Genomic DNA, 22345 nt, shown 5'->3' with positions numbered 1-22345 from the left:
CGGTGATGCGCATTCAGCCGGCATCGCGCGGCAGTCCGAGTTCGAAGGAAAAGCGCGCGCCCCACGGACTGATGTTCTCGGTCCAGATGGTGCCGCCGTGCGCTTCGACGATCCGCTTGCAGATGCACAGCCCCATGCCCATGCCCTGGGGCTTGGTCGTGACGAACGGACGGAACATCGTCTCCTTTAGCTCGTGCGAAACGCCGGGTCCGGAATCCGCGATCGAGATGACCGGCGCATCGTCTCGGGGCAGGGACGAGATCCTGATGATGCGCGCGCGGTCCGTGACGCCGTCCATCGCGTCGAGTGCGTTGGCGATCAGGATCTCGATGACCTGCTGGATCTGCGCGCGATTGCCCATGACGCTGCGGGCATCGTGCATGCCGGCGAAGCGGACGTTGGCACCGGCGCCGTCGATACGGGGACGTGCCGTGTGCACGGCTTCGCGCACCGCATCGTGGATATCGAACGCCTGGAACGGGATCCTGGCCTGCCGGTTCAGCGTGCGCAGACGTTCGATGATCGCCTTCGCGCGCACGGCGCAGCTCTGCACGCTTTCGAGGCTGACGATGGCTTCGCGAAGGTTCGGCTCGTCGCGCCTGAGCCAGCGCATGGCCGCGCCCGATGACGCGTCGATGGCACTCAGCGGCTGGCTTATCTCATGGATGATCGACGCGACCAGTTCGCCGATTGCTGTGATCCTGCTGGCCTCGCCCGGGTTGTGGCACGGCGCGGTGTCCGCTGGCGCGCGCGTCGGACTGGCGTTGGCCAGCGCGGCGGCCATCTGCGGGGCGAGTTGTTCGAGCAGCGCGCGCCGCGTGCCCGGGAATGCCTTGTCGAGCCGGTCGTGTTCCAGCACCAGCACGGCGAGCAGACGCGCGTCGTGCAATAGCGGAATGCCGAAGGCGGACCACGGACGGCGGACGCGGCATCCGCTTGTCCGGCAGAGCCGCTCGACGGCGCGCTCCGTGTGCAGTGATACGGGCTGCCTGGCTTCCGCGACCGTGCGAGCCACGGCCATCACGGGCGAATCTGGCTCGCTGACAGTTTCGTATTCGACGATCACGTCGTGTTCAAGATGAGCTCTGGCGCACGGCGCGAGCGTGCCGTGCCGCACGAGCATCAGGTGAGCACCCGTGGCGCCCGCACTGGTCAGCGCCACGCGCAAGAGCGTTTCGATCACGCAGTCGAGCGCGTCACGCCGGGATGGCGGCGCGGCTGTTGCGGTAGGAATGCGCTCGCCATGATCGCCCGGCATGTCGCCCTGTCCTCGGTAGCGGAACGAACCCAGCGCGTTGACGAACGGGTGCGGGGTCGTCGGTGCGCGGCTGACATCATCAATCGACTTCCTGGCCGACGCTACCGGCATTCGACGCGCAAGCAGGAAGAACGACAGGCAGAGTCTACGCGCATCGCCGCGAAAAGCGCGGGACGGGCCGGCCCGATGGCCGCTGCCGGCGCACGTCAGTGATGCCTGAAGAGCGAGCGGTCGAACGGCGAAGGCAAGCGATAACCGGCTTGCGACTGATCGTCCCTCGACCCGCCGACATCCTCCGCGCCCCACGCGCGATGCTGCGCCTGTTCGGCGGCGAGCGTCTGCGTGCTGATGCCGCGCTCCGAGGCCGGCGCGCCCGTCTCAGGCCGATAGAACGGCGCCGGCCCATAGCCGCCCGCATGCGCGGTTGAAAGCGTGCAGACGGTGGCGGCAGCGAGGAAACATGAAACCAGATCGACTCTTTTCACGATGGCACTCCGGACAGCGGATGCATGACTCCGCTTCGGGCCGAAGAACGGCGGCGCCCGGAGCGGAGGCTGAAGCTACGGGACCGAAGTCCGCAAGTCTCTAATGGCCCGCTTCACGCACGCGCAGGTTGTTGGTCACGCGCGTAACGCCCGGCACCTTGGCGGTGGTCGTGCCGGCCAGTTGAATCTGTGCGTCATCCGTTGCGGTGCCGTCGAGCGTGACGCTGCCGCCCCGGGCCACGATCATGATCCCGGATGTGTCGATCTCCTTGCTCGACCCGAGCGTATGCCGGACCTTCGTTTCGAGTTGATGATTCTGCTTTCTCGCGGCCTTCTTGCTGGTGGGGGCGGGGGCCGTGGCGTCGGTTTGCGCGTGGGCCGTGCCGATGCCCACCGAGGCGGCAACGATGATGGCGGCGATCAAACGGCTCCTGGATAAAGACATTGCGACTCTCCTTGTCAACGTGATCCTCGATGACGCATCGAGGTTTGCACGCAGTGTAGAAAGCCAACGTGAACACGTCTTTTCGGAATGAACGGCTTTTTTGGCCGATCACCGATTGTTCATACTCCGCCGCCACTCGATGGCATTCCCGCGCCACGCCCAGCGGATCGCGCAATGCATCGTGCGTTGTGAAAAGAGCGGCACGGGTGAACGGCCTTAACATGAGGCCGACCGTGTACCCGACCGGCTGTGCGGCGGAGTGATCGGATCGCGCCACGGTCCCGCGCATTCCCACAAGTCGAGCTCACCGGGTCGGGGTCGAACTGGCATGTCTACTCTCCTGCAGGACTTCCGCCGTGAGCTGCTCGTCTATCGCACCGACGAAATCCCGCGCGTCATCTATGCGTCGAAGTCCGCGCTGGCGGTGATCGTCAGCATGCTGGTCTGCATGCTGCTCGAACTGCGCTCGCCCGGCACGTCGATGGTCTCGGCCGTCATCGTGATGATCAACCAGCAAAGCGGGATGACCATTGCGCGGGCGTTCTATCGCACCATCGGCATCTGCTGCGGCAGCATCGCCGGCTTCCTGCTCATCAGTCAGTTCGCGCAGGCGCCGCCGCTGTTTCTCGCGGGCCTTGCCATCTGGGTGGGATTCTCGGTGGCGGGCTCGTCGTACTACAAGAACTATCAGTCCTACGGCTTCGTGCTGTCTGGCTATGCGGCCTGCATCACGACGGTGCCCGAGTGGGCCACTCCCTACGATGTCACCACGAACATCATCTACACCGTGAGCGAAGTCGTGATCGGCGTGGCGACGGGCAGCCTGATCAGCGCGCTCGTGCTGCCGCAGAAGGTCGTGCCCGCGCTGGTCAAGTGGCGCGCGTCGGCGGTCATCGCGCTGCTGGGCGCGTATCGTTCGGCGGCGCTCGGCAACACCGCCGACGACACCGTCGACGCCTATATCAAGCTCGTGCGGGAAAGTGCATCGATGGAAGACCTGCGCACCGCCGCCGTGTTCGAAGACCCGGAGATGCGCCTGCGAAACGACGCGCTGATCGAAGTGGAGCGCACTTTCCTCGACGCGATCACGCGGGTTCACGCGATCCACCGGGCGCGGCAGGCGGCGTTGGCCGGGGACCCGGACGAGCAGGCGCGCGCCTGCATCGACGGGCTGTTCAGCGCGCTGGCGCAGGCCGCCGAACCGATCGACGAAGCCCGCCTGCACACGAAGGCCGGACTGGATGAATTGCATGCCCGTCTGCGTGTGCTCGATGAAGCGCTGCCCGTGCAGGTGGAACAGGGCATCGCGACCGAGCCGCCAGGTGCGACGGGCCGTACGGCCATCGAAATGGCCGGCGCGGAGGTGTACTCGGCGTCGTCGTCGCTGCTCGAATTCTGCGGCGCGTGCCGTGTGTTGCTGGACCCGCCGAAGATCCGCTTCTCGCTGTCGGTGGTGCAGGCCATTGCTTTCATGCGCCGCGTGCCGATCCGCTCCAGCCCGGTCACGGCGCTGGTATCCGGACTGCGCGCCGCGACGGCCATGGCGGTCGTGGGGGCCGCGTGGATTGCCTCGGGATGGACCAATGGCGCAATCGCGGTGGTGGCGGCCGGCATCACGAGCGGCTTCTATTCGCTCAGCCCCACGCCGGTCAAGGGCAGCTGGCAGGCGTTCGTCGGCTGTCTTTTCGCGGCTGTCACCGGCTTCTTCGTCAACTTCGTCGTGATGCCGGTGGCGGGCGATATCGCGTGGTTCGCACTGTGTCTCGCCGTCGTGATCTTCATCGGCAGCTATGTGAATTCGTTCCCGCAGCACGCGGGTCTGGGCGCGATCTTCAACGTGTACTTCTGCTATGTGCTGACGCCCGCGAACGTCGCCGTCTACGATCCGCCGTATCTGCTCGACCGCAGCTTCGGCCTGCTGTTCGGCATCGCGGTGGCGGCGAGCGCGTTCTCGCTGGTGCTGCCGCGCGAAGGCGAATGGCGAATCAGGAAGTACAGCGCGCGGATTAGCGGCTTGCTCGTCGATGCCGCGCGCGGCGATATCGATGCGGACCTCGCCGTGGAGACCGGCCGTGCGATCCGCGATCTGATCGTGCGCATCATGACGGTGCCGGACGTTTCCGCCGAGGAGCACGAGCGCACGGCGAAATGGGCGTTCGGCCAGTTCTGGATGGCCAGTGCGCTGCTCGAAGTGCGCAAGCTGGGCGACGCGGGCGGCCGCGCGTTGCCGGAGGCCTGGAGCGGCGCGCAACGCGACTGGCTGAGCGCGATGGCGGCGGTGACGGCATCGAACGATGAACACACCGCGGCAGAGGCCATCGCCGCGACCGAGCGGGCCTTGCAGGTGCTGCGCGTGCCCGCCGCTCATGAAACGCCAGACGCGTGGCGCGTGCTGTTCCCGTTGCGTGCGCAGCTCTATTCCACCCGTGCGGCGCTGACCGGCCAGTCCGCCTTGCCGCCCGACGCCCGGCCGGTGCAGTCATGAGCGCGCGCTTCGTCATGTGCGCGGGACTGGCGGCCGTGGTGTCGCTGGCGGGCTGCATCAGCGCGGACGGGATCAAGCCGGAGGCGTCTTTCATCGAACCGGCGCAGATCGATCCTGGCGACGCGTTGCGGCAGACCGCCGGCGACGCGAACTGGCCGGCCGGCACCTGGTGGCAAAGCTGGCACGACCCGCAGCTCGACGCCCTGATGACGCGCGCCGTCGCGGGCAGCCCGACGCTTGCGATCGTGCGCTCGCGCGTCACGGCGGCGATCTGGCAAGCACGCGCGCTGCATGCCGACGAGTTGCCGAACATCGACGGCACGGCCGCATTCGCGCGCAGCCGCTTTCCGCGTTATGCCACGCCGTCGCCGCCGGGCGGCATGACGGTCTGGAACAACTCGGCGGCGGTGGCGCTGTCCTTCGACCTCGACCTGTGGGGCAAGAACCGTTCGCTGACCGAGAGCGCGCTCGATACCGTCCAGGCCACCGCCGCCGACGCGCAGTTCGCGCGCGTGGAGCTGGAAACGGCGGTGGCGAGAACCTATACCGAGATGGCCCTGCAATACCGGCTGCTGGACATCTACGCGTCGATCAACGCGGAAGAGCGCCGCAACCTGGACATCACGACGGCACGCCGGCAGGCGGGCATCAGCGGCGAGATCGACGCGAGCCAGGCGATGACGCAGTATCAGGCCGGCATCACGGATATCCAGGCCACGCGCTATGCCATCGCGGTTGCGCGCTTGCAGATCGCGTTGCTGGTGGGCGAAGGGCCGGGATTCGGCGACAGCCTCACGCGTCCCTCGCTGCCGATGGATATCGTCATCGCGCTGCCGGGTTCGCTGCCGGCGGAACTGGTCGGTCATCGCGCCGATGTCGTTGCGCAGCGCTGGCGCGCCGCCGCCGCCGCGAAGAAAGTAGGCGCCGCGCATGCCGATTTCTATCCGAACATCAACCTCGTGGCGAGCGCGTCGCTGGCGTCGCTTGCGCCGTTCGGCGGCTTCTTCAACTTCCTGAACAGCGATGCGGCCGGGCACAGCGTGGGCCTCGCGGGCTCGTTGCCGATCTTCGATGCGGGCCGCCGGCGCGGCAACTATGGCGTCGCGGTAGCCGAATACGACGACGCCGTGCTCGGCTACAACCAGACCGTGCTGTCCGCGATGCAGGCGGTCGCGCAGACGGTGACCTTGCTGCAATCGCTGCAGACGCGCCAGCAATCGACGCAGGCCGCGCTCCAGTCGGCGACGCGCGCGTATGACCTGGCCAATCGCGGCTACAAGGGCGGCATTACCGAGTACCTCGATGTGCTGGTCGCGCAGAAGGTCATGTTGCAACAGGAGCGCGAGCTTGCGCTGCTGCACGGCCAGCGTGCCGATGCATGGGTGCTGCTGATGAAGGACCTGGGCGGCGGCGCGGACGTCGAGCCGATTCCTGCCCGCATGAGCGAAGGAGACCGCGATGTTCCCCGTTGACGTCGACCTGTTCGGCTTCTTCGCGCCGGTGCTGCTGCTGGTGCTGGTGGCATGCGTCGTGTTCTACATCTTTCTCGACCTCCTGCTTGCGCAGCTCGGCGTGTATCGCTTCGCGTGGCATCCGGGCTTGTTCAGGGTTGCCTTGTTCATTGCGCTGTTCTGCGGGACGTCACTGTTCTTCTACCGGTATTGAACCCAAGGCGGGGCCGCCTTCTTCATCGACACCACGGGACCAAGATGAACAAGCAGGTTGTGATCCGGATCGTCGTCACGCTCGTCACGCTGCTGGTCGCGTTCGTGCTGCTGCATCTGATCTGGCAGCGCTACATGGTGTCGCCCTGGACGCGCGACGGCCGCGTGCGCGCCAATGTCATCAATCTCGCCACCGATGTCTCCGGTCTCGTCAAGGAAGTCCGGGTGAAGGACAACCAGTTCGTGCGCAAGGGCGAGGTGCTCTACGTGCTCGATCCCGACCGCTTCCGCTATGCCGTGGACCAGGCCAATGCCGATGTGGCGCGCGCCCGGGCGCAGATGAGCCAGGCCGAGTCGCTGGTGAACGCGAGCCGCTTCGAGGCAAGGATGCGGCGCGATCAGGCGTCACGCCGTGCGCGGCTTTCGGGCGATGTCGTGTCGGAGGAACTGCGTTCGGATGCATCGTTGCAGGCGCAGCAGTCGCAGTCCGCGACGGATGCCGCGCGCGCCGCCTATACCGCCGCCGAAGCGGCGCTCAAGGCGGCCCTCGTTCGGCAAGAGACCGCGCGTCTGGACGCGGTGCGCAGCGAAGTGCGCGCCCCGACGGATGGCTACATCACGAATCTCAACCTCTGGCCGGGCGATTACGCGAGCGCGGGTGTCGCGCGCATGGCGATGATCGACTCGAATTCCTTCTGGGTGTATGGCTATTTCGAGGAAACCAAGATCCAGGGCGTGCATGTCGGCGACCAGGCGAATGTCCGGCTACTCGGCGGCGACGTGATTCTCGACGGGCATGTGGACAGCATCGCGAGCGGCATCGTCGATCGTGACAATCCGACGGGTTCGGGCGAACTGCTTGCCAACGTCGATCCCATCTTCACCTGGGTGCGGCTGGCCCAGCGCGTGCCGGTGCGTATCCATCTGGACCGCGTGCCGCGCGGCGTCCATATCGCAATGGGCATGACCTGCACGATCACGCTGCGGGCGCAGACCGCATCGCAAACCGCATCGCAAACCGCAACGCACTGAAGCCCGCCCGACGCGTGCCCGGTCGATAAACCCGGTGTTTTCGACAAGACGCCGACGGGACTTGCAGCCATCATTCCGGTTCACACCACACCGGAGGCGCTATGAGCAAGGGAACAGTACTGGTGGTTTCGTCGTCGGCGGACACACTGGAATTGCAGGGCGGCAAGCGCGCGGAAATCGGCGTGTATCTGAATGAACTGGTCGTGCCCGCGATGGCGCTGGTGGCGGGCGGCTACGAAATCGTGCTCGCGACGCCAAACGGCAAGAAACCGGTCATCGACGCCGTGTCGCGCGATGCGTCGCATTTCAACAACGACGCAGCGGCCTTCCAGAAAGCGCTGGACTTCTTCGACAGCTATCCCGCGATGGTCAATCCCGTGACGCTCCGCACGACGGTCGAGCAGGGTCTGGACAGTTACGCGGCGGTCTTCGTGCCGGGCGGGCATGCACCCATCGTCGATCTGGCGCAGGACGAGGACATGGGCACGGTGCTGCGGCATTTTCATGACACGGGCAAGCCCACCGCGCTGCTGTGCCATGGTCCGATTGCGCTGATCGCCGCGGTGCCGCAGATGAAGGCATTCCGCGCGGCGCTCGACCGCGACGACATGTCCGGAGCGAAGGCGGTGGGCGGCGGCTGGCCCTACGCCGGCTACAAGATGACGATCTTCTCGAACGACGAGGACAAGGTCGCTGAAGAGCAACTGCTGCACGGCCGAATGAAGTTCTATGTCGGCGATGCGTTGCAGGCGGCCGGCGGCATCGTGACGAGCAACACCAAGGTGTTCGATCCCCACCTCACCGAAGACCGGGAACTCATCACCGGACAGAACCCGCGTTCGGATCATCTGGTGGCGAATGCGCTGCTTGCCGCACTGGAACGCTGAAGGCTGCTTTCACTGGCTATCGTCCTATCGTCGGACGATAGCCAGGCGATCTTTACCACGCTTAACCTTGGTTAATCCGAACGTCGCCGAACCGCGGTCATAATTCAAGCATGGCATGGACCAGAATGCCGGCGATTGCGCAGTGGTGCGCAATCCAAACCTGCACGCAGAGGAACATGATCATGGCGACGCTTGCGGACCACGGGGCGTGTCCGGACCGATTCGGCCATCTCGAAGGCTTTCGCGTCGAGACGAACCAGGGCGGGAGTCGCGTGGACATCGTGCTCGACCGGCCGCCGCTGAATTTGATCTCGCTGCGTCAGGGCGAACATCTGAGCGCGGTATTCAGCGCGCTGGACACCGACCCCGCGGTGCGCGTGATCGTCGTGCGCGCCGAGGGCGAGCATTTCAGCAGCGGCGGCGACGTCGATGGCGTCGCCGATGCAACGCCTGCGCAGCGCGCACAACTCGCCTTGCACATGGACGCGCCGTCGCGGTGCAGCAAGCTGGTGATCGCCGCGAACCGGGGCTATTGCTTCGGCACGGGTTTCGAACTGTCGCTGGCCTGCGATTTCCGCATCGCCACCGAGACCACGCTGTATGCGCTGCCCGCGCGCAAGCTGGGCGCGTCCGGCGGGGCCGGGGCAGCGGCCAGGTTACTGAAGACGGTGGGCATCGGCAGGACCAAGGACATCGTCATGCGCGCGCGCTACATACGCGGCGCGCAAGCGTACGAATGGGGCGTGGCGACCGAGTTCGTCGTCGATACCGAACTCGAACGCGCAACCGACGCCCTCGTGCACGAACTGCTTGGCTTCTCACCCCTGGAACAGCGCATCGCGAAGAAGTTGCTGAACGATATCGAAGGCTCGCCGTCGCCCGTCAGCGGGTCCGAAGCGCATGATCCGAGGTCCGCGTCCTGCGCCAGGAAATCGCCGGCGAACGCCAACGTGCCGATCTGGCGGCGGCTGTCTTCCGCCGGCAAGACATCATGAGCACGACGCCAGGCAAGTCGCGATGACGGCCCTTGTTGCGGATTGCCGGCCGTCAAGGTACCTTCGACGTCACGCCGTGCTGCGGCGCTTCCACCAGCCGCCAGCGGCGCATCGATCCGCGAACCGCCACGGCTCCCACTCCATGACTGTGCCGCTCGAGCATTGCCATGCTCCCGCGCGAAAGCCCTTGCCGCCACGGAAGCTTGTCCATGACCCTGATCACGTCGAACCACGAGTCGGTGGCTGTCGAACCTTTCCAGGCTGCCTGGGAGGACGGGGCATACATGGTCTACCGGGGCAGGCGCCGCCTCGATGACGCGAGCTCCGAGCCGGTGTTGCTGATGACGCCGGTGCAGGAGCATCCGCGCGCGGAAGTGATCGACCGGCTCGCCCATGAATATGCGCTCGCGCCGAAGCTTGCCGGCGGGTCCACGCTGCGTCCAGTGGCGTTGATGCGCGAGCAGGGCCGCATGCTGCTGGTGTTCGAGCACTGCGACGGCGAGCCGCTCACGACGCTGTCCGCGCCGCTCGATGCCGCCGCGTTCCTGCGCCTGGCCGTGAGCATCGCGTCGGCGCTCGGCAAGGTGCATGCGCAAGGCCTCGTGCATCGCGACATCAATTCCACCCATATCCTGATGGACCGCTCTACCGGGGCGGTCTGCATCACGGGCTTTGGCATTGCGTCGTCGCTGCGGCAGGAGATGCAGTCGCCGGAAGCGCCGGAGTTCATCGCCGGGACGCCGGCCTACATGGCGCCCGAGCAGACCGGCCGCATGAACCGTTCGGTCGATTCACGCAGCGACCTGTATTCGCTCGGCGTCGTGTTCTATCGCCTGCTGACGGGCCGCCTGCCGTTCGATGCCACCGACCCGATGGCGCTCATGCATTGCCATATCGCGACCCAGGCGGCGCCGCCTGCCGATGTGCTGGGCACGGTGCCGCCGGCCATTTCGGCGATCGTGATGAAGCTGCTCGCCAAGACCGCCGAGGAACGCTACCAGACGGCCGGCGGCGTGGCCCACGACCTGCGCCAGTGTCTGGCGCGCTGGGACGCGCATGGACGCATTGCGGGCTTTGCGCTGGGTCAGGTCGATCTGCCCGACAAGCTGCTCGTGCCCGAGAAGCTGTATGGCCGCAAGACCGAGCGCGACACGCTGCTCGATGCGTTCGATCGCGTCGTGAAGCGCGGCCGCGCCGAACTGTTGCTGGTGTCGGGTTATGCGGGCATCGGCAAGTCGGCGGTGGTGAACGAACTGCACAAGGCGCTGTTGCCGCGCAGCGGGCTGTTCCTCGCCGGCAAGTTCGACCAGATCAACCGGGGCATTCCGTACGCCACGCTGGCGAAGGCGTTCCAGGCGGGCGTGCGGATGTTGCTGAGCAAGAGCGAGAGCGAACTGGACGCGTGGCGCACCGCGCTGCGCGACGCACTCGGCGCGAACGGCCTGTTGATGACCGATCTCGTGCCCGACCTGGCGAAGGTCATCGGCGAACAGCCGCCTGTCGCCGTGCTGTCCGCGCAGGATGCGCAGCGCCGCTTCCATATGGTGTTCCGCCGCTTCATCGCGGTCTTCGCGCGTGCCGATCATCCGCTCGCGCTGTTCGTCGACGACCTGCAATGGCTCGACATGGCCACGCTGGATTTTCTCGAAGACCTGCTGATGCAGAACGAGTCGGGGCATCTGTTGGTGATCGGTGCATATCGCGACAATGAAGTCGGCCCGGATCATCCGTTGATGCGCAAGCTGGCGAATCTGCGCGCGGCGGGCGTCGCGGTGCAGGAGATCGCGCTGCGGCCGCTGGCCGGCGCGCATCTCGAACAATTCGTCACCGACGCGCTGCATTGTCCGACCACCAAGGCCGTGCCGCTGGCGCGCATGCTGCATCAGAAGACCGGCGGCAATCCGTTCTTCGTTCATCAGTTCCTGACTTCGCTGGGTGAAGAGGGGCTCGTCGCGTTCGATCACATCAGCGGCCAGTGGACCTGGGACCTCGACCGCATCAACGCGAAAGGCTATACGGAGAATGTCGTCGATCTGATGGTCGCGAAGCTCGCGCGCCTGCCGCCCGGCTGTCAGGCCGTGCTCCGGCAGTTTGCGTGCGTCGGCAATGCGGCGCGGCTGGCGTCGCTGGAGATCATCTGCGAGATGCCGGGCCCGAACGTCCGCGAGGCGCTGGCTGCCGCCGTGCAGGCCGGGCTCGTGCTGCGCACGGGCACCGCCTACCGCTTCCTGCACGACCGCGTGCAGGAAGCCGCCTACGCGCTGATTCCGGCTTGCGAGCGTGCCGCCACGCATCTGCGCATCGCGCGGCTGCTGCTGGCACACACGCCACCGGGGCAGCGGGAAGAGCTGGTCTTCGAAATCGTCGGCCAGTTCAATCGCGCGGCCTCGTCGATCGTGGATGACGACGAACGCGAGCAGGTCGCGGCGCTCAACTTGCTTGCCGGCGGGCGCGCCAAGGCTTCGGCTGCGTACGCTTCGGCGCTGGCGTATCTCGCCGCAGGCAGCGATCTGCTGACGGACGAGGACTGGGATCGACGCTACGAGCTGAGCTTCTCGATCGAATTCCTGCGTGCCGAATGCGAGTTGCTGTGCACCCGCATGTCGGAAGCCGAGGCGCGGCTCGCCGGACTGGAACAGCGCGCGCGCACCCGGCATCACGTCGCACAGGTGACGCGCCTGCGCATCACGCTCTGCACGACGCAGGACCTGAGCGAACGCAGCGTGGCCATCTGTCTCGACTATCTGCGCCGCAACGGCACGGACTGGTCGGCGCATCCATCGCGCGAGGCGGTCCACGAGGAATATGCGCGCATCGGCGCGCTGCTGGGCGGGCGTGACATCGAGGATCTCATCCGGTTGCCGCTGCTCGACAACCCCGACGTGCAGGACACCCTCGACGTGCTGAGCGAGATCGTGACGCCCGCCTTCTTCACGGATTCGAACCTCTGCGCGCTGGTGCTGTGCCGGATGGTGCGGCTGAGCCTGGAACACGGCAACGCGGACGCGTCCTGCTATGCCTACGTATGGCTCGCGGCCTATACCGGGCCGTTCTTCGATCAATATGAAGCAGGCTACCGCTTCGGCTGTCTCGGTCATGAACTCGTCGAACAGCGCGGCCTCACGCGCTATCGGGCACGCACCTCGACTTCGTTCGGCAACATCGTCGTGCCGTGGGCGCGGCACGTGCGCGAAGGACGCAAGCCCATTCAGCGCGCCTTCAAGATGGCGAGCGAAACCGGCGACCTGACCTACACGCTGTATTCCTGCTGCGATCTGATTCAGAACCACGTTTCGGTCGGAGATCCGCTGGACGACGTGAAGACCGAGATCGACGTGGCGCTGTCCATCTCGGAGCGGGTGCGCTTCGGTCTGGTGAGCGACATGCTCGTTACGTATCGCGGCCTGGTCCGCACGCTGTGCGGTCTCACGCAACGCTTCGGCAGCTTCGACGACGAGACCTTCAACGAAGCCGCCTTCGAAGCGCACTTCTCGCAATCGCCGACACTGGCCTTGCCGGCATTCGATTACTGGGTCCGCAAGCTTCAGGCGCGCTACTTCGCCGATGAATTCGCGGACGCGCTGGAGGCGAAGCACCACGCCGCGCAACTGTTGTGGGTCGGCACGTCGCAGTTCGAGACCGCCGAGTTTCACTTCTACGGCGCGCTGAGTCATGCGGCCTGCTGGGACACCGCCACGCCCGAGGACCGGCACATCCATGCGGAAGCCATCGCCGCGCATCGCGGCCAGCTGGAAGTCTGGGCGCGGCACTGTCCCGAGAACTTCGAGAATCGCGCGTTGCTGGTGAGCGCGGAATGGTCGCGGCTGCACGGCGACGTGGTGGCGGCGCAGCGGCTCTATGACCTCGCGATCCGCTCGGCGCGGGCGAACGGCTTCGTTCACAACGAAGCCGTCGCGTGCCAGGCGGCGGCGCGCTTCCATGCGGCGCAGGAGCTGACGGAAATCGCGCAGATGTACCTGCGCAACGCGCGCGATGCGTTCATGCGCTGGGGCGCGAAAGCCAAGGTCAGGCAGATCGACGCCGCCTTGCCGCGCTTTGCGCACCGGTATCGGGAGAGTGGCGGGATGCAGGCCATCGAGGCGCCGGTCGAGCATCTCGATCTCGTCACGGTGATCCGTCTGTCGCAGACCATTTCGAGCGAGATCGTGCTCGACAACCTGATCCACACGGTCATGCGCACGGCGATTTCACATGCGGGAGCGGAGCGCGGCCTGCTGATCGCAAGCGACGAGAACGGTCTGCGCATCGAGGCGGAAGCCCGCACCGTGGACGGCATCATCAGCGTGAATCTTGAGAACGCGTCGCTGACTTCCGGCCGCGTGCCGATCTCGGTCGTCCAGTTTGCCTTCCGGATGCGCGAGAACGTGATCGTCGACGATGCCACGCGCCAGCATGACTTCTCCGCCGATCCCTACTTTCGCGATCATCACGCGCGCTCGGTGGCTTGCATGCCGCTGGTGCACCGGGGCAAGCCCATCGCGCTGCTTTATCTGGAAAACAATCTGGTCTCGCATGTGTTCAACGCGAGCCGCGTCGCCGTGCTGAAACTGCTGGCGTCGCAAGCGGCGACCTCGCTCGAAATCTCGCACCTGTATCGCGACCTCGCCGAACGCGAGGCCCGCATCCGGCGGCTGGTGGATGCCAATATCGTCGGCGTGTTCATCTGGGATCTGCGCGGTCCCATCTACGAAGCCAACGACGCCTTCCTGCGCATCATCGATTACACGCGCGAGGACCTCGCGGCGGGCCGCGTCAACTGCATGGAGATCACGCCGGACGAGTGGCACGAGCAGGACCTGCGGAGCATCGCCGAGTTGCGCAGGAACGGCGCGTTGCAGCCCGTGGAGAAGGAATACATCCGCTCCGACGGCAGCCGCGTGCCGGTGCTGCTGGGGGCCGCGATGTTCGGCAACGCGACCGAGCAGCTGGTGGCCTTCGTCGTCGACCTGACGGAACGCAAGCGTGCCGAGGCCACTGCGCGCGACAGCGAGCGGCGCTTTCACGAGATCGAACGTGAATTGGCGCATGCAAACCGCATTGCGACGCTCGGGCAGCTGACCGCCTCGATCAGTCATGAAATCCGCCAGCCGGTGGCCTCGGCCGTGTTCAACGCCCAGGCCGCGATTCACTGGCTCGAAGCGCGCCCGCCGAACCTCGACGAAGTGCATGCGGCGCTCACGCGCGTCGTCAACAACGGCACGCGCGCCAGCGATGTGATCCGCCGCATCCGCGAACTCGTCAAGAAGGCGCCGGTGCGCCACGAACATCTCGCGATCAACGATGCCGTGCATGAAGTCGTCGCGCTCGTGCGCGGCGAGGCGGCGAAGCAGCATGTGCGCGTCGAGACGGAACTGGAGCGGGGCTTGCCGCCGGTAGAAGGAGACCGCGTGCAATTGCAGCAGATCCTCATGAACCTGATGATGAACGCAGTCGAAGCGATGGTGGAAACGTCCGACACGACGCGCGACCTGCGCATCGTGTCGCGCCTGGACGAAGGTGAGAGCGACGTGATCATCGCCGTGAGCGATACGGGGCGGGGAATCGACGAGGCCAATGTCGAGCAGCTCTTCGAACCGTTCTACACGACGAAGGCGACCGGCATGGGCATGGGGCTGTCGATCTGCCGTTCCATCGTCGATGCCCACGGCGGCACCTTGCGCGTGCTGCCGAACGAGCCGCAGGGCGCGGTGTTCGAGCTGCGGCTGGCCGCAGCAAGGAAGCCCGGCGCGTGACGCACCGGGCCTGGCTTTATTCGCTCTCGAACAGATCCTTGAAGCGGCGCGGCTGCGAGCGCAGGTAAGGATTGGGCGCGCGCACCCGGGCGCCGAGTTCGGCGGCGGCATGCCAGGGCCAGCGCGGGTCGTAGAGAATGGTGCGCGCGAGCGCGATCATGTCGGCATCGCCGGTCCCCACGATGGCCTCGGCCTGCTCATAGCCCGTGATGAGGCCCACGGCGACCACCGGAATCTCCACCGCGTGTTTCACCGCGCGCGCGAGCGGCACCTGATAGTTCGGCCCGACGGGAATCTGTTGCGCCGGATGCAGGCCGCCGCTGGTGACGTGGATCGCGTCGCAGCCGTGCTTCTGCATCACCCGTGCGAATTCGACCGTCTCCTCGATGCTCCAGCCGCCGTCCACCCAATCCGTGGCCGAGATGCGCACGGTGATGGGCTTGTGGGGCGAAAACGCCTCGCGCACCGCCTGAAACACTTCGAGCGGGAAACGCATGCGGTTTTCGAGTGAACCGCCGTATTCGTCTTCACGCCGGTTGGACAGCGGCGAGATGAACTGATGCAGCAGATAGCCGTGCCCCACGTGCAGCTGGATCACGTCGATACCGACGTCGTGCGCGCGCCGCGCCGCGCTGACGAAAGCGTTTCGAATGCGGTTGAGTCCCGCACGGTCGAGCGCATGCGGCAACGTCTGGCCGTCTGCGAACGCCACGGCGGAGGGCGCTTCGGTCTGCCAGCCGTGGGGCGTATCCGGCGCGAACTGCTGACTGGGTTTCCACGGCACTTCGGTGGACGCCTTGCGCCCGGCATGGCTCAACTGGATGGCCACCGGCATATCCGACACATGGCGCACGGCATCCAGCGTGCGGCGCATGGCGGCTTGTGTCGCGTCGTCGTACAGGCCCACGTCGGCATACGTGATGCGGCCTTCGGGCACCACCGCCGTCGCCTCGATGGTCAGCAGCGCCGCGCCCGAGAGCGCGAGATGCCCGAGATGAATGAGATGCCAGTCGTTCATGCAGCCGTCCACGGCCGAGTACTGGCACATCGGCGCGATGATGATCCGGTTCTTGAGTTCGAGCTTGCCTACGTGGATCGGCGTGAAAAGAGCAGGTTTGGCCAAGAGCGTCTCCTTGCCGGACAGGTTCGGGTGCGGGTGAAAGAAGCGCGCTCGGGGTCAGCTGCCGAAGTAGGGCACGCAGTAGCCTGAGGGGCCCACGCATTCTTCCGGCGCGCTGTTCCAGCGGCGTTCGCCGAAGGGATGATGCTTGTGCATCGGCGCGGCGTCCGTGGACGAGGGCGCGGGGGCCTGGGCGAGCGCGGCCGTCGAGGCCAGCGAACAGGCGAGCAGCACGAAAGTAAAAGGTTTCAACGCTTTCATTTTCCACCTCCGACGAGTTCAGCGAGAGAAAGAGCGCGCGTGTGCCAATGGGGGGCAAAAAAAGAAGCCCGCTCGTGAGCGGGCGCGAAGGACAGAAACGGTTCTGTCCGAGGAGACACGGCACGCATTTGCGTGAAGCGATATTGCCCCTGCACCGCGTGCGCTGCTTTCCTGTATGCCGGTTTTTTGCCGGTTCGCCTTGAACCGTTCGGCAAGGGTCTGAGAAATCAGGCGTCCGGTTTGTGGCCTTCCGTTGCGTCTTCATACCAACGTATAGCGCCGCTGTCCGGCGGCAGTGCGCATGTATGCCACGGTACGATTGCGACGCGCCCTTCGCGAACCTAAGCTTCCCTGTATGGCGAGACGCTCGCCGTCGTGTCATCCGTGCAAGGAGTGTGTCGCCATGGTCCCCGCGCTACAGAACTGGATCTTCGTCGGAAGCAACGCTTATATCGAATACACCTTCGTTGCGTGGCTGGGCAGGAGCGTCTACCGGCGCACCGTGGATTACCGTTCCATCTGCCTGCAATGACACGCATGCGTCGCGCATTTGCGGGATCGCGCGCTTTGCGGCTTCGCATTGTCCTGTGCATGGAGCGTCCGGGATGCCTATCGTCGAGGGACATTCACTCGACCGGAACGCGCTCATGCACGAGAAAGCCTTCGAGGCGCAGTGCCACGCTGTGCCGGTGCATTGCACCAACGAGGCCGAGGCGCACCGGCGCGGGCTCACGCTGTTCGCGCTGGCGCTCGGCAGCTTCTGTATCGGCACCTCCGAGTTCGCGAGCATGGGCATCATCCAGTTGTTCGCGGCGAGTCTCGACCTCAGTCTCGCGCAGGCGACCAACGCCATCACGGCCTATGCGTTCGGCGTCGTGATCGGCGCACCCGTCGTCACGCTGATGGCGAGCCGGCTCAACCGCCGCACGCTGCTGTTGCTGTTGATCGGGCTGTTCATCGTCGGCAATCTGCTTTCCGCGGCGGCCATGAATCTCGGCATGTTCGCGGCGGCGCGCTTCATCAGCGGACTGCCGCAGGGCGCCTATTTCGGCGCGGGCGCCGTGGTGGCCTCCTATGTCGTCGGCGAGGGACAGTCGGGCAAGGCCTTCGCGATCGTCATGGCAGGGCTGACGGTGGCGACCATCGTCGGATCGCCGCTTGCGACTTTCCTCGGCCAGCATCTCGGCTGGCGGCAGACCTATGTGGTGGTAGCGGCAATCGCCGTGCTCGCGCTGCTGGCTTCGTGGGCATGGCTGCCACGCAACCGGGCGCTCGACGGCGGCCCGCTCGGGCAGGAACTCGGCGCGCTGCGCAAGCCGCGCGTCTGGGCCGTGATGACCGTGGCCGCGCTCGGCGTGTCGAGCATCTTCGCGGTGTACACCTTCATCGGCCCGCTGGTGACGGACGTCGCCTCGCTGGACCGCTCGCGCATTCCGCTGGCGCTCGCGCTGTTCGGCGTCGGCATGACGATCGGCAATCTGGTGGGCGGGCGTCTTTCGGATGCGTATCCGGCTGCCGGACTGATCGTCGGCTTCGGGTCCGCGCTGGTGGTGCTCGCGCTGCTCGCGAGCTTCGGTTCCCGCGAATGGATATTGATGCCGGCGTTGTTCGGCGTCGGCCTGACGATGATGATTGCGATACCGACCATCCAGGTCCGTCTCACGCTGTTCGCGCCCGAAGCGCCGACGCTGATGGGCGCGATGAACCTTGCCTCGCTGAACGTCGCCAATGCGCTCGGCGCGGCGGCGGGCGGGGCGGCCATCGGGGCGGGCTGGGGCTTGCTGTCGCCGGCGTGGGCGGGCTTCGCGCTGACTGCCGCCGGATTGCTCGTGTTTCTCGGCACGCTGTCGCGCGCGCGCCAGACTGTCGCGGTGTCGTGAGATGCACGTCATGCCGATGGTCACTCGTCGCTCCGTCACGTTCAGTGCAGCGTCGTCATGAAGATCACGCTCGACGAGATGTCCGCGTTCATCGCCATCATGGACATGGGTTCGCTCACGCGCGCCGCCGAAAAGCTGCATCTGCCGACTTCTGCGCTGAGCCGCCAGTTGAGCCGCCTGGAGCGCAAGCTCGACACCACGCTGATGCGGCGCACGACGCGCAGCTTCGAACTGACCGACGAAGGACGCTTCTTTCTCGATCAGTCGCGCACGATCATCGCGTCGGTCGAGCGCACCGAAGCGGAAACCATCTCGCGCCGCAGTCAGCTTGCGGGGCGTCTGCGCGTCAACGCCGCGACGCCGTTCATGCAGCATGTGATCGTGCCGCTGATGGCGGACTTTCACGCCGCCTATCCCGACATCGAACTGGAACTGAACAGCAGCGACGAGATCATCGACCTGATCGAGCATCGCACGGATATTGCGATTCGCATCGGGACGCTGAGGGATTCGTCGCTGCATGCGCGCAAGCTCGGCGACAGCCGTCAGCGTCTGCTCGCGAGTCCCGCCTATCTGGCACGCGCGGGCTGGCCGGCCGCCACGACGGACCTCGCCAGCCACACGCTGCTCGGCTATTCGCAACTCGAAACGCTCAATCACTGGCCGCTCCGTCACGACGGCGCGGCGGTCTACAAGGCGCGTCCGGCGCTGCGCGCATCGAGCGGGGAAACGCTGCTTGCGCTCGCGATGGACGGCGTGGGCATCGCCTGTCTGAGCGACTACATGACCTGCGACGCGCGCCGCACCGAGCGTCTCGTGCAAGTGCTGCCCGAGATGACGCTGGAGTCGCTCCGGCCCATTCACGCGGTGTTCTATCGCAAGACGCGTCTGTCGGCGCGCATCACGGCATTTCTGGATTTCCTCGCCGATCACATTCGCGACCGGATGCACGTCGCGCCCTCCGGCGTGATGGAGTGCCGCGAAGCGGTGGCGCCCTCCGGCTGACGTGCGGCTCTCGCGGCGGATTCCGCACGCGGCTGCGTGCGCGTGCCTTCAACCTTCCTCTCCGGAGCGGGCGTGGACCATTCGTTGATTCTCGGCTTCGCACTGGTTGCCATCGATGTCGCCGCCTGGTCCTGCGCGCTGCCGCGCAACGAAGTCACGCGCCTGCTCATCCGGCTGGTCATCTATTCGCTGTTCAGCTTCGTGCTGTTCAGTTCCGGGCTCAGTCCGTTCTCGCAGGCGCCGCTGGCCGGGTCGATGACGCTGCACGTGCTCGGACAGATCCTCGAAATCATCTGGTGGCTGACCGGCGCGCGTCTGCTCAGCATGGCGCTGGATACGCTGCTGCTGCCGAGGACATGGCGCCGGCAGCGGCTCTTCGAGGACGTGTTCGGTGCGGTGGTGTTTCTCGCGGCGATTGTCGCGGCGCTCGGCTTCGTGCTGGAACTGCCGGTGCGCGGGCTCGTCGCGACTTCGGGGGCGCTGGCCATCGTGCTGGGCCTGGCCATCCAGAGCACACTCAGCGATGTCTTCGCGGGCATCGTCATCAACAGCACGGAGCCTTACGAGGTGGGCAACTGGGTGAGCATCGACGGCGTGGACGGCAAGGTGCTGGAGATGAACTGGCGCTCGACCAATTTGCTGACTGCGCTGGGTGATGTCGTCATCGTGCCGAATGCGGTGGCTGCGAAAGCGAAGATCGTGAACAGCAGCCGGCCGGCGGCATTGCATGGCGTGCGTATCGTCATCGAGATTTCGCCCGAGGCGCGGCCAAAGATCGTGCTCGATGCAGTGGATCGCGCGTTGAAGAGCGTCCGCGCGATCCTGCCCGATCCCGCGCCGTTCGCGATGGTCAAGAGCGTCACGCCGGTGTCGTTCCTGTACGAGGCCACGGCGTATGTCGATGACAGCGGCAAGAAGGTCGCGGTCATCAACGAGCTTTATGACCTGTGCTATCGGCATCTGGCGGCGGCGGGCGTCGAGTTGCGCTCGCTCGGCGCGACGTCGCCAAACGTCGCGGACGCTGACGTGCGCGTGAAGATCCTGCGGCGCTTTGAATTGTTCGCGCCGCTGGCCGCGGACGAACTGGCGCAGCTTGCGCCGCGGCTCTCGCGTCACGAGTACGACGCGGGCGAGGTCGTCATGACGCCGGAGACGGTGCCGGACAGTCTCATCATCGTCGATACCGGCGTGCTCGACGTGATGGCGCTGGAGGGCGCGGAGCAGGTGGGCGTCGGACGGCTGGGTCCCGGCGATGCCATTGGCGAGACCGGGCTGCTTGCCGGGCACGCCGCGCGGGTCACCGTCACGGCCTTGACCAATACGGCGGTGTACCGCTTGCAGAAGGACGATCTCACACCGGTCCTGAAGGCCAATCCCGAAGTGGCGAAGCTGATGTGCCGGCAACTGTCGCGCCGCCAGAAAGCACTCGATGCGCTCGGCACGCCGACACCGGCTGCGCACTCGGAGCAATCGATTTTCGAATGGCTGGTGGATGGCGTGCGCAAGCTCCACGACCTCAAGTTCTGAAGCGTTGAAAGCGAGCTATCGGTCCCGCACGAAACAGCAAAAAGCCGACGCTTCACGAAAGAGCGAACGCGCCTTCCCGAGTCAAAATGCGAGCGCCGTTACGGCTAACCGGAGGACATGATGAATCAGGCAGCGATGGAATCGAAGGCGGGCACCGTATCCCGCAACCCCGCCAATGGCGAGTTGATCCGCACCTATGAGTACCAGACTCCGGCGGAGCTCGAACGCATGCTGGCCGACAACGCGGCGGCCAGCGCACGCTGGCGCGGCACCTCGATGAACGAGCGGGTCGAATGCTATCGACGCCTTGCCGCAACGCTGCGCAGCCGGGCCGAGCCGCTCGCGCTGCTGGCGACCCACGAAATGGGCAAGACGCTCAAGTCGGCGCGGGCGGAGGTCGAGAAATGCGCGTTGTCGATGGAGTGGTTCGCGGAGCACGGCCCGGCCATTCTCGCCGACGAGCCCGTGAAGGTGGACGGCGACGATCGGGTTCATGTGTCGTTCCTGCCCATCGGCACGATCCTTGGCGTGATGCCGTGGAACTTTCCGTTCTGGCAGGTGATGCGCGCGGCCGGCCCGATCATGCTGTCCGGCAACGGGTTCGTGTTGAAGCATGCGGCCAACGTCAAGGGCTGCGCCTACGCGCTGGAAGACGTGTTCGAAGCGAGCGGCTTTCCGAAGCATGCGTTCACGAATCTCCACATCCGTAACGCGGACGTCGATGCCGTGATCGAAGACCCGCGCATTGCCGCCGTCACGGTGACGGGCAGCATGCGGGCGGGGGCATCGGTGGCATCGGTGGCGGGCCGGGCGATGAAGAAGAGCCTGCTGGAACTGGGCGGCGCGGACGCGTATATCGTGCTCGCCGATGCGAATCTGGAGAAGGCCGTGCACGTGGGCGTCGAGGCGCGCTTCCAGAACGCAGGTCAGGTCTGTCTCGCGGCGAAGCGCTTCATTCTGGAGCGTTCCATTGCGCAGGAATTCACGGAACGATACGTGGAAGCGGCGCGCGCCGTGAAGGCCGGCGATCCGCTCGACGAGGCGACGACCATCGGTCCGATTGCGCGCGGTGACTTGCGCGATGGCGTCCACGATCAGGTCGAGCGTTCGATTGCAAGCGGCGCGAAGCTGCTGCTGGGCGGCAAACCGATGCAAGGTCCGGGCTATTTCTACGAGCCCACGGTACTGGGCGACGTGACGCCGGGCATGGCGGCATTCGACGAGGAAATCTTCGGCCCGGTGGCCGCGCTCACGGTGGCGGACGACCTTGAACATGCGATTGCGCTGGCCAACAACTGCGAGTACGGCCTGAGCGGCAATCTCTGGACTTCGGACCTCAAGAAGGCGAGTGAGATTGCGCGGCGCCTGGAGACGGGCGGTGTGTTCGTCAACGGCTTCAGCGCCTCGAATCCGCGCCTGCCGGTGGGCGGCGTGAAGAAGAGCGGCTATGGCCGCGAGTTGTCGCACTTTGGCTTGCGCGAGTTCGTCAATGCGCAAGGCGTCTGGATCAAGAACGTCGGTTGAGCGCGATTCGGGCGATGCGGTGCG

General features: G+C 65.9%; 17 protein-coding genes. 12 read left to right on the top strand and 5 right to left on the bottom strand.

What is annotated here, in order from left to right:
* Positions 1-13 precede the first annotated feature (13 nt).
* From QCE88_RS28095 to QCE88_RS28085, 3 genes are all read right to left on the bottom strand, one after another.
* Positions 14-1258, bottom strand: a complete 1245-nt coding sequence (locus QCE88_RS28095; protein WP_309908147.1) for an ATP-binding protein — start codon at positions 1256-1258, stop codon at positions 14-16.
* A 206-nt stretch (positions 1259-1464) separates the two neighbouring features.
* On the bottom strand, positions 1465-1743 hold the full coding sequence (locus QCE88_RS28090; RefSeq protein ID WP_309908146.1) for a hypothetical protein: 279 nt from the start codon (positions 1741-1743) through the stop codon (positions 1465-1467).
* A 100-nt stretch (positions 1744-1843) separates the two neighbouring features.
* Complete coding sequence (locus QCE88_RS28085) at positions 1844-2188, bottom strand: BON domain-containing protein (protein WP_309908145.1); 345 nt, start codon at positions 2186-2188, stop codon at positions 1844-1846.
* Positions 2189-2516: 328 nt separating this feature from the next.
* Between QCE88_RS28085 and QCE88_RS28080 the strand changes: the two genes are divergently transcribed.
* From QCE88_RS28080 to QCE88_RS28050, 7 genes are all read left to right on the top strand, one after another.
* On the top strand, positions 2517-4673 hold the full coding sequence (locus tag QCE88_RS28080; RefSeq protein ID WP_309908144.1) for an FUSC family protein: 2157 nt from the start codon (positions 2517-2519) through the stop codon (positions 4671-4673).
* On the top strand, positions 4670-6145 hold the full coding sequence (locus QCE88_RS28075) for an efflux transporter outer membrane subunit (RefSeq protein WP_309908143.1): 1476 nt from the start codon (positions 4670-4672) through the stop codon (positions 6143-6145). The genes QCE88_RS28080 and QCE88_RS28075 overlap by 4 nt, the downstream gene beginning before the upstream one ends.
* Positions 6132-6338, top strand: a complete 207-nt coding sequence (locus QCE88_RS28070; RefSeq protein WP_309908142.1) for a DUF1656 domain-containing protein — start codon at positions 6132-6134, stop codon at positions 6336-6338. Before QCE88_RS28075 ends, QCE88_RS28070 begins: the two co-directional genes overlap by 14 nt.
* Positions 6339-6382: 44 nt before the next feature.
* Positions 6383-7369: an HlyD family secretion protein gene (locus QCE88_RS28065; protein WP_309908141.1), complete on the top strand. Its 987-nt coding sequence runs from the start codon at positions 6383-6385 to the stop codon at positions 7367-7369.
* Between the two features lie 101 nt (positions 7370-7470).
* Entirely contained in the window at positions 7471-8256 is a 786-nt protein-coding gene (locus QCE88_RS28060) for a type 1 glutamine amidotransferase domain-containing protein (RefSeq protein WP_309908140.1), read from the top strand.
* 182 nt (positions 8257-8438) lie between these two features.
* The gene (locus QCE88_RS28055) at positions 8439-9251 is read left to right on the top strand and encodes an enoyl-CoA hydratase/isomerase family protein (protein WP_309908139.1); all 813 of its coding nucleotides are present in this window, start codon (positions 8439-8441) and stop codon (positions 9249-9251) included.
* Between the two features lie 209 nt (positions 9252-9460).
* Positions 9461-15004, top strand: coding sequence for an AAA family ATPase (locus tag QCE88_RS28050; protein WP_309908138.1), 5544 nt, complete (start codon positions 9461-9463; stop codon positions 15002-15004).
* 16 nt (positions 15005-15020) lie between these two features.
* Here QCE88_RS28050 and QCE88_RS28045 read toward each other — a convergent pair whose 3' ends face one another.
* Positions 15021-16127: an NADH:flavin oxidoreductase/NADH oxidase gene (locus QCE88_RS28045; protein ID WP_309908137.1), complete on the bottom strand. Its 1107-nt coding sequence runs from the start codon at positions 16125-16127 to the stop codon at positions 15021-15023.
* 54 nt (positions 16128-16181) lie between these two features.
* Positions 16182-16385: a hypothetical protein gene (locus QCE88_RS28040; protein ID WP_309908136.1), complete on the bottom strand. Its 204-nt coding sequence runs from the start codon at positions 16383-16385 to the stop codon at positions 16182-16184.
* Between the two features lie 403 nt (positions 16386-16788).
* Here QCE88_RS28040 and QCE88_RS28035 point away from each other — a divergent pair, with 403 nt between their 5' ends.
* The 5 genes from QCE88_RS28035 to QCE88_RS28015 all read left to right on the top strand — a co-directional run bounded on the left by QCE88_RS28035 (position 16789) and on the right by QCE88_RS28015 (position 22321).
* The gene (locus tag QCE88_RS28035) at positions 16789-16917 is read left to right on the top strand and encodes a hypothetical protein (protein WP_309908135.1); all 129 of its coding nucleotides are present in this window, start codon (positions 16789-16791) and stop codon (positions 16915-16917) included.
* Between the two features lie 73 nt (positions 16918-16990).
* Positions 16991-18265 (top strand): MFS transporter, encoded by a 1275-nt coding sequence (locus QCE88_RS28030; RefSeq protein WP_309908134.1) that lies wholly within the window; start codon positions 16991-16993, stop codon positions 18263-18265.
* 57 nt (positions 18266-18322) lie between these two features.
* On the top strand, positions 18323-19270 hold the full coding sequence (locus tag QCE88_RS28025; RefSeq protein ID WP_309908133.1) for a LysR family transcriptional regulator: 948 nt from the start codon (positions 18323-18325) through the stop codon (positions 19268-19270).
* A 72-nt stretch (positions 19271-19342) separates the two neighbouring features.
* Positions 19343-20797: a mechanosensitive ion channel family protein gene (locus tag QCE88_RS28020; protein WP_309908132.1), complete on the top strand. Its 1455-nt coding sequence runs from the start codon at positions 19343-19345 to the stop codon at positions 20795-20797.
* Positions 20798-20914: 117 nt separating this feature from the next.
* Complete coding sequence (locus tag QCE88_RS28015; RefSeq protein ID WP_309908131.1) at positions 20915-22321, top strand: NAD-dependent succinate-semialdehyde dehydrogenase; 1407 nt, start codon at positions 20915-20917, stop codon at positions 22319-22321.
* Positions 22322-22345 lie beyond the last annotated feature (24 nt).

Source organism: Caballeronia sp. LZ035 (genome assembly GCF_031451175.1).
Taxonomy (GTDB): domain Bacteria; phylum Pseudomonadota; class Gammaproteobacteria; order Burkholderiales; family Burkholderiaceae; genus Caballeronia.
This window is presented reverse-complemented; position numbering and strand designations above follow the sequence as displayed.

What these genes read in the sequence shown, in the direction of transcription:
- QCE88_RS28025 (WP_309908133.1), top strand. Translation starts at nt 18,323, where the DNA reads ATGAAGATCACGCTCGACGAGATGTCCGCGTTCATCGCCATCATGGAC.
- QCE88_RS28035 (WP_309908135.1), top strand. Translation starts at nt 16,789, where the DNA reads ATGGTCCCCGCGCTACAGAACTGGATCTTCGTCGGAAGCAACGCTTAT.
- QCE88_RS28015 (WP_309908131.1), top strand. Translation starts at nt 20,915, where the DNA reads ATGATGAATCAGGCAGCGATGGAATCGAAGGCGGGCACCGTATCCCGC.
- QCE88_RS28080 (WP_309908144.1), top strand. Translation starts at nt 2,517, where the DNA reads ATGTCTACTCTCCTGCAGGACTTCCGCCGTGAGCTGCTCGTCTATCGC.
- QCE88_RS28060 (WP_309908140.1), top strand. Translation starts at nt 7,471, where the DNA reads ATGAGCAAGGGAACAGTACTGGTGGTTTCGTCGTCGGCGGACACACTG.
- QCE88_RS28040 (WP_309908136.1), bottom strand. Translation starts at nt 16,385, where the DNA reads ATGAAAGCGTTGAAACCTTTTACTTTCGTGCTGCTCGCCTGTTCGCTG.
- QCE88_RS28050 (WP_309908138.1), top strand. Translation starts at nt 9,461, where the DNA reads ATGACCCTGATCACGTCGAACCACGAGTCGGTGGCTGTCGAACCTTTC.
- QCE88_RS28055 (WP_309908139.1), top strand. Translation starts at nt 8,439, where the DNA reads ATGGCGACGCTTGCGGACCACGGGGCGTGTCCGGACCGATTCGGCCAT.
- QCE88_RS28070 (WP_309908142.1), top strand. Translation starts at nt 6,132, where the DNA reads ATGTTCCCCGTTGACGTCGACCTGTTCGGCTTCTTCGCGCCGGTGCTG.
- QCE88_RS28065 (WP_309908141.1), top strand. Translation starts at nt 6,383, where the DNA reads ATGAACAAGCAGGTTGTGATCCGGATCGTCGTCACGCTCGTCACGCTG.
- QCE88_RS28030 (WP_309908134.1), top strand. Translation starts at nt 16,991, where the DNA reads ATGCCTATCGTCGAGGGACATTCACTCGACCGGAACGCGCTCATGCAC.
- QCE88_RS28075 (WP_309908143.1), top strand. Translation starts at nt 4,670, where the DNA reads ATGAGCGCGCGCTTCGTCATGTGCGCGGGACTGGCGGCCGTGGTGTCG.
- QCE88_RS28095 (WP_309908147.1), bottom strand. Translation starts at nt 1,258, where the DNA reads ATGCCGGGCGATCATGGCGAGCGCATTCCTACCGCAACAGCCGCGCCG.
- QCE88_RS28085 (WP_309908145.1), bottom strand. Translation starts at nt 2,188, where the DNA reads ATGTCTTTATCCAGGAGCCGTTTGATCGCCGCCATCATCGTTGCCGCC.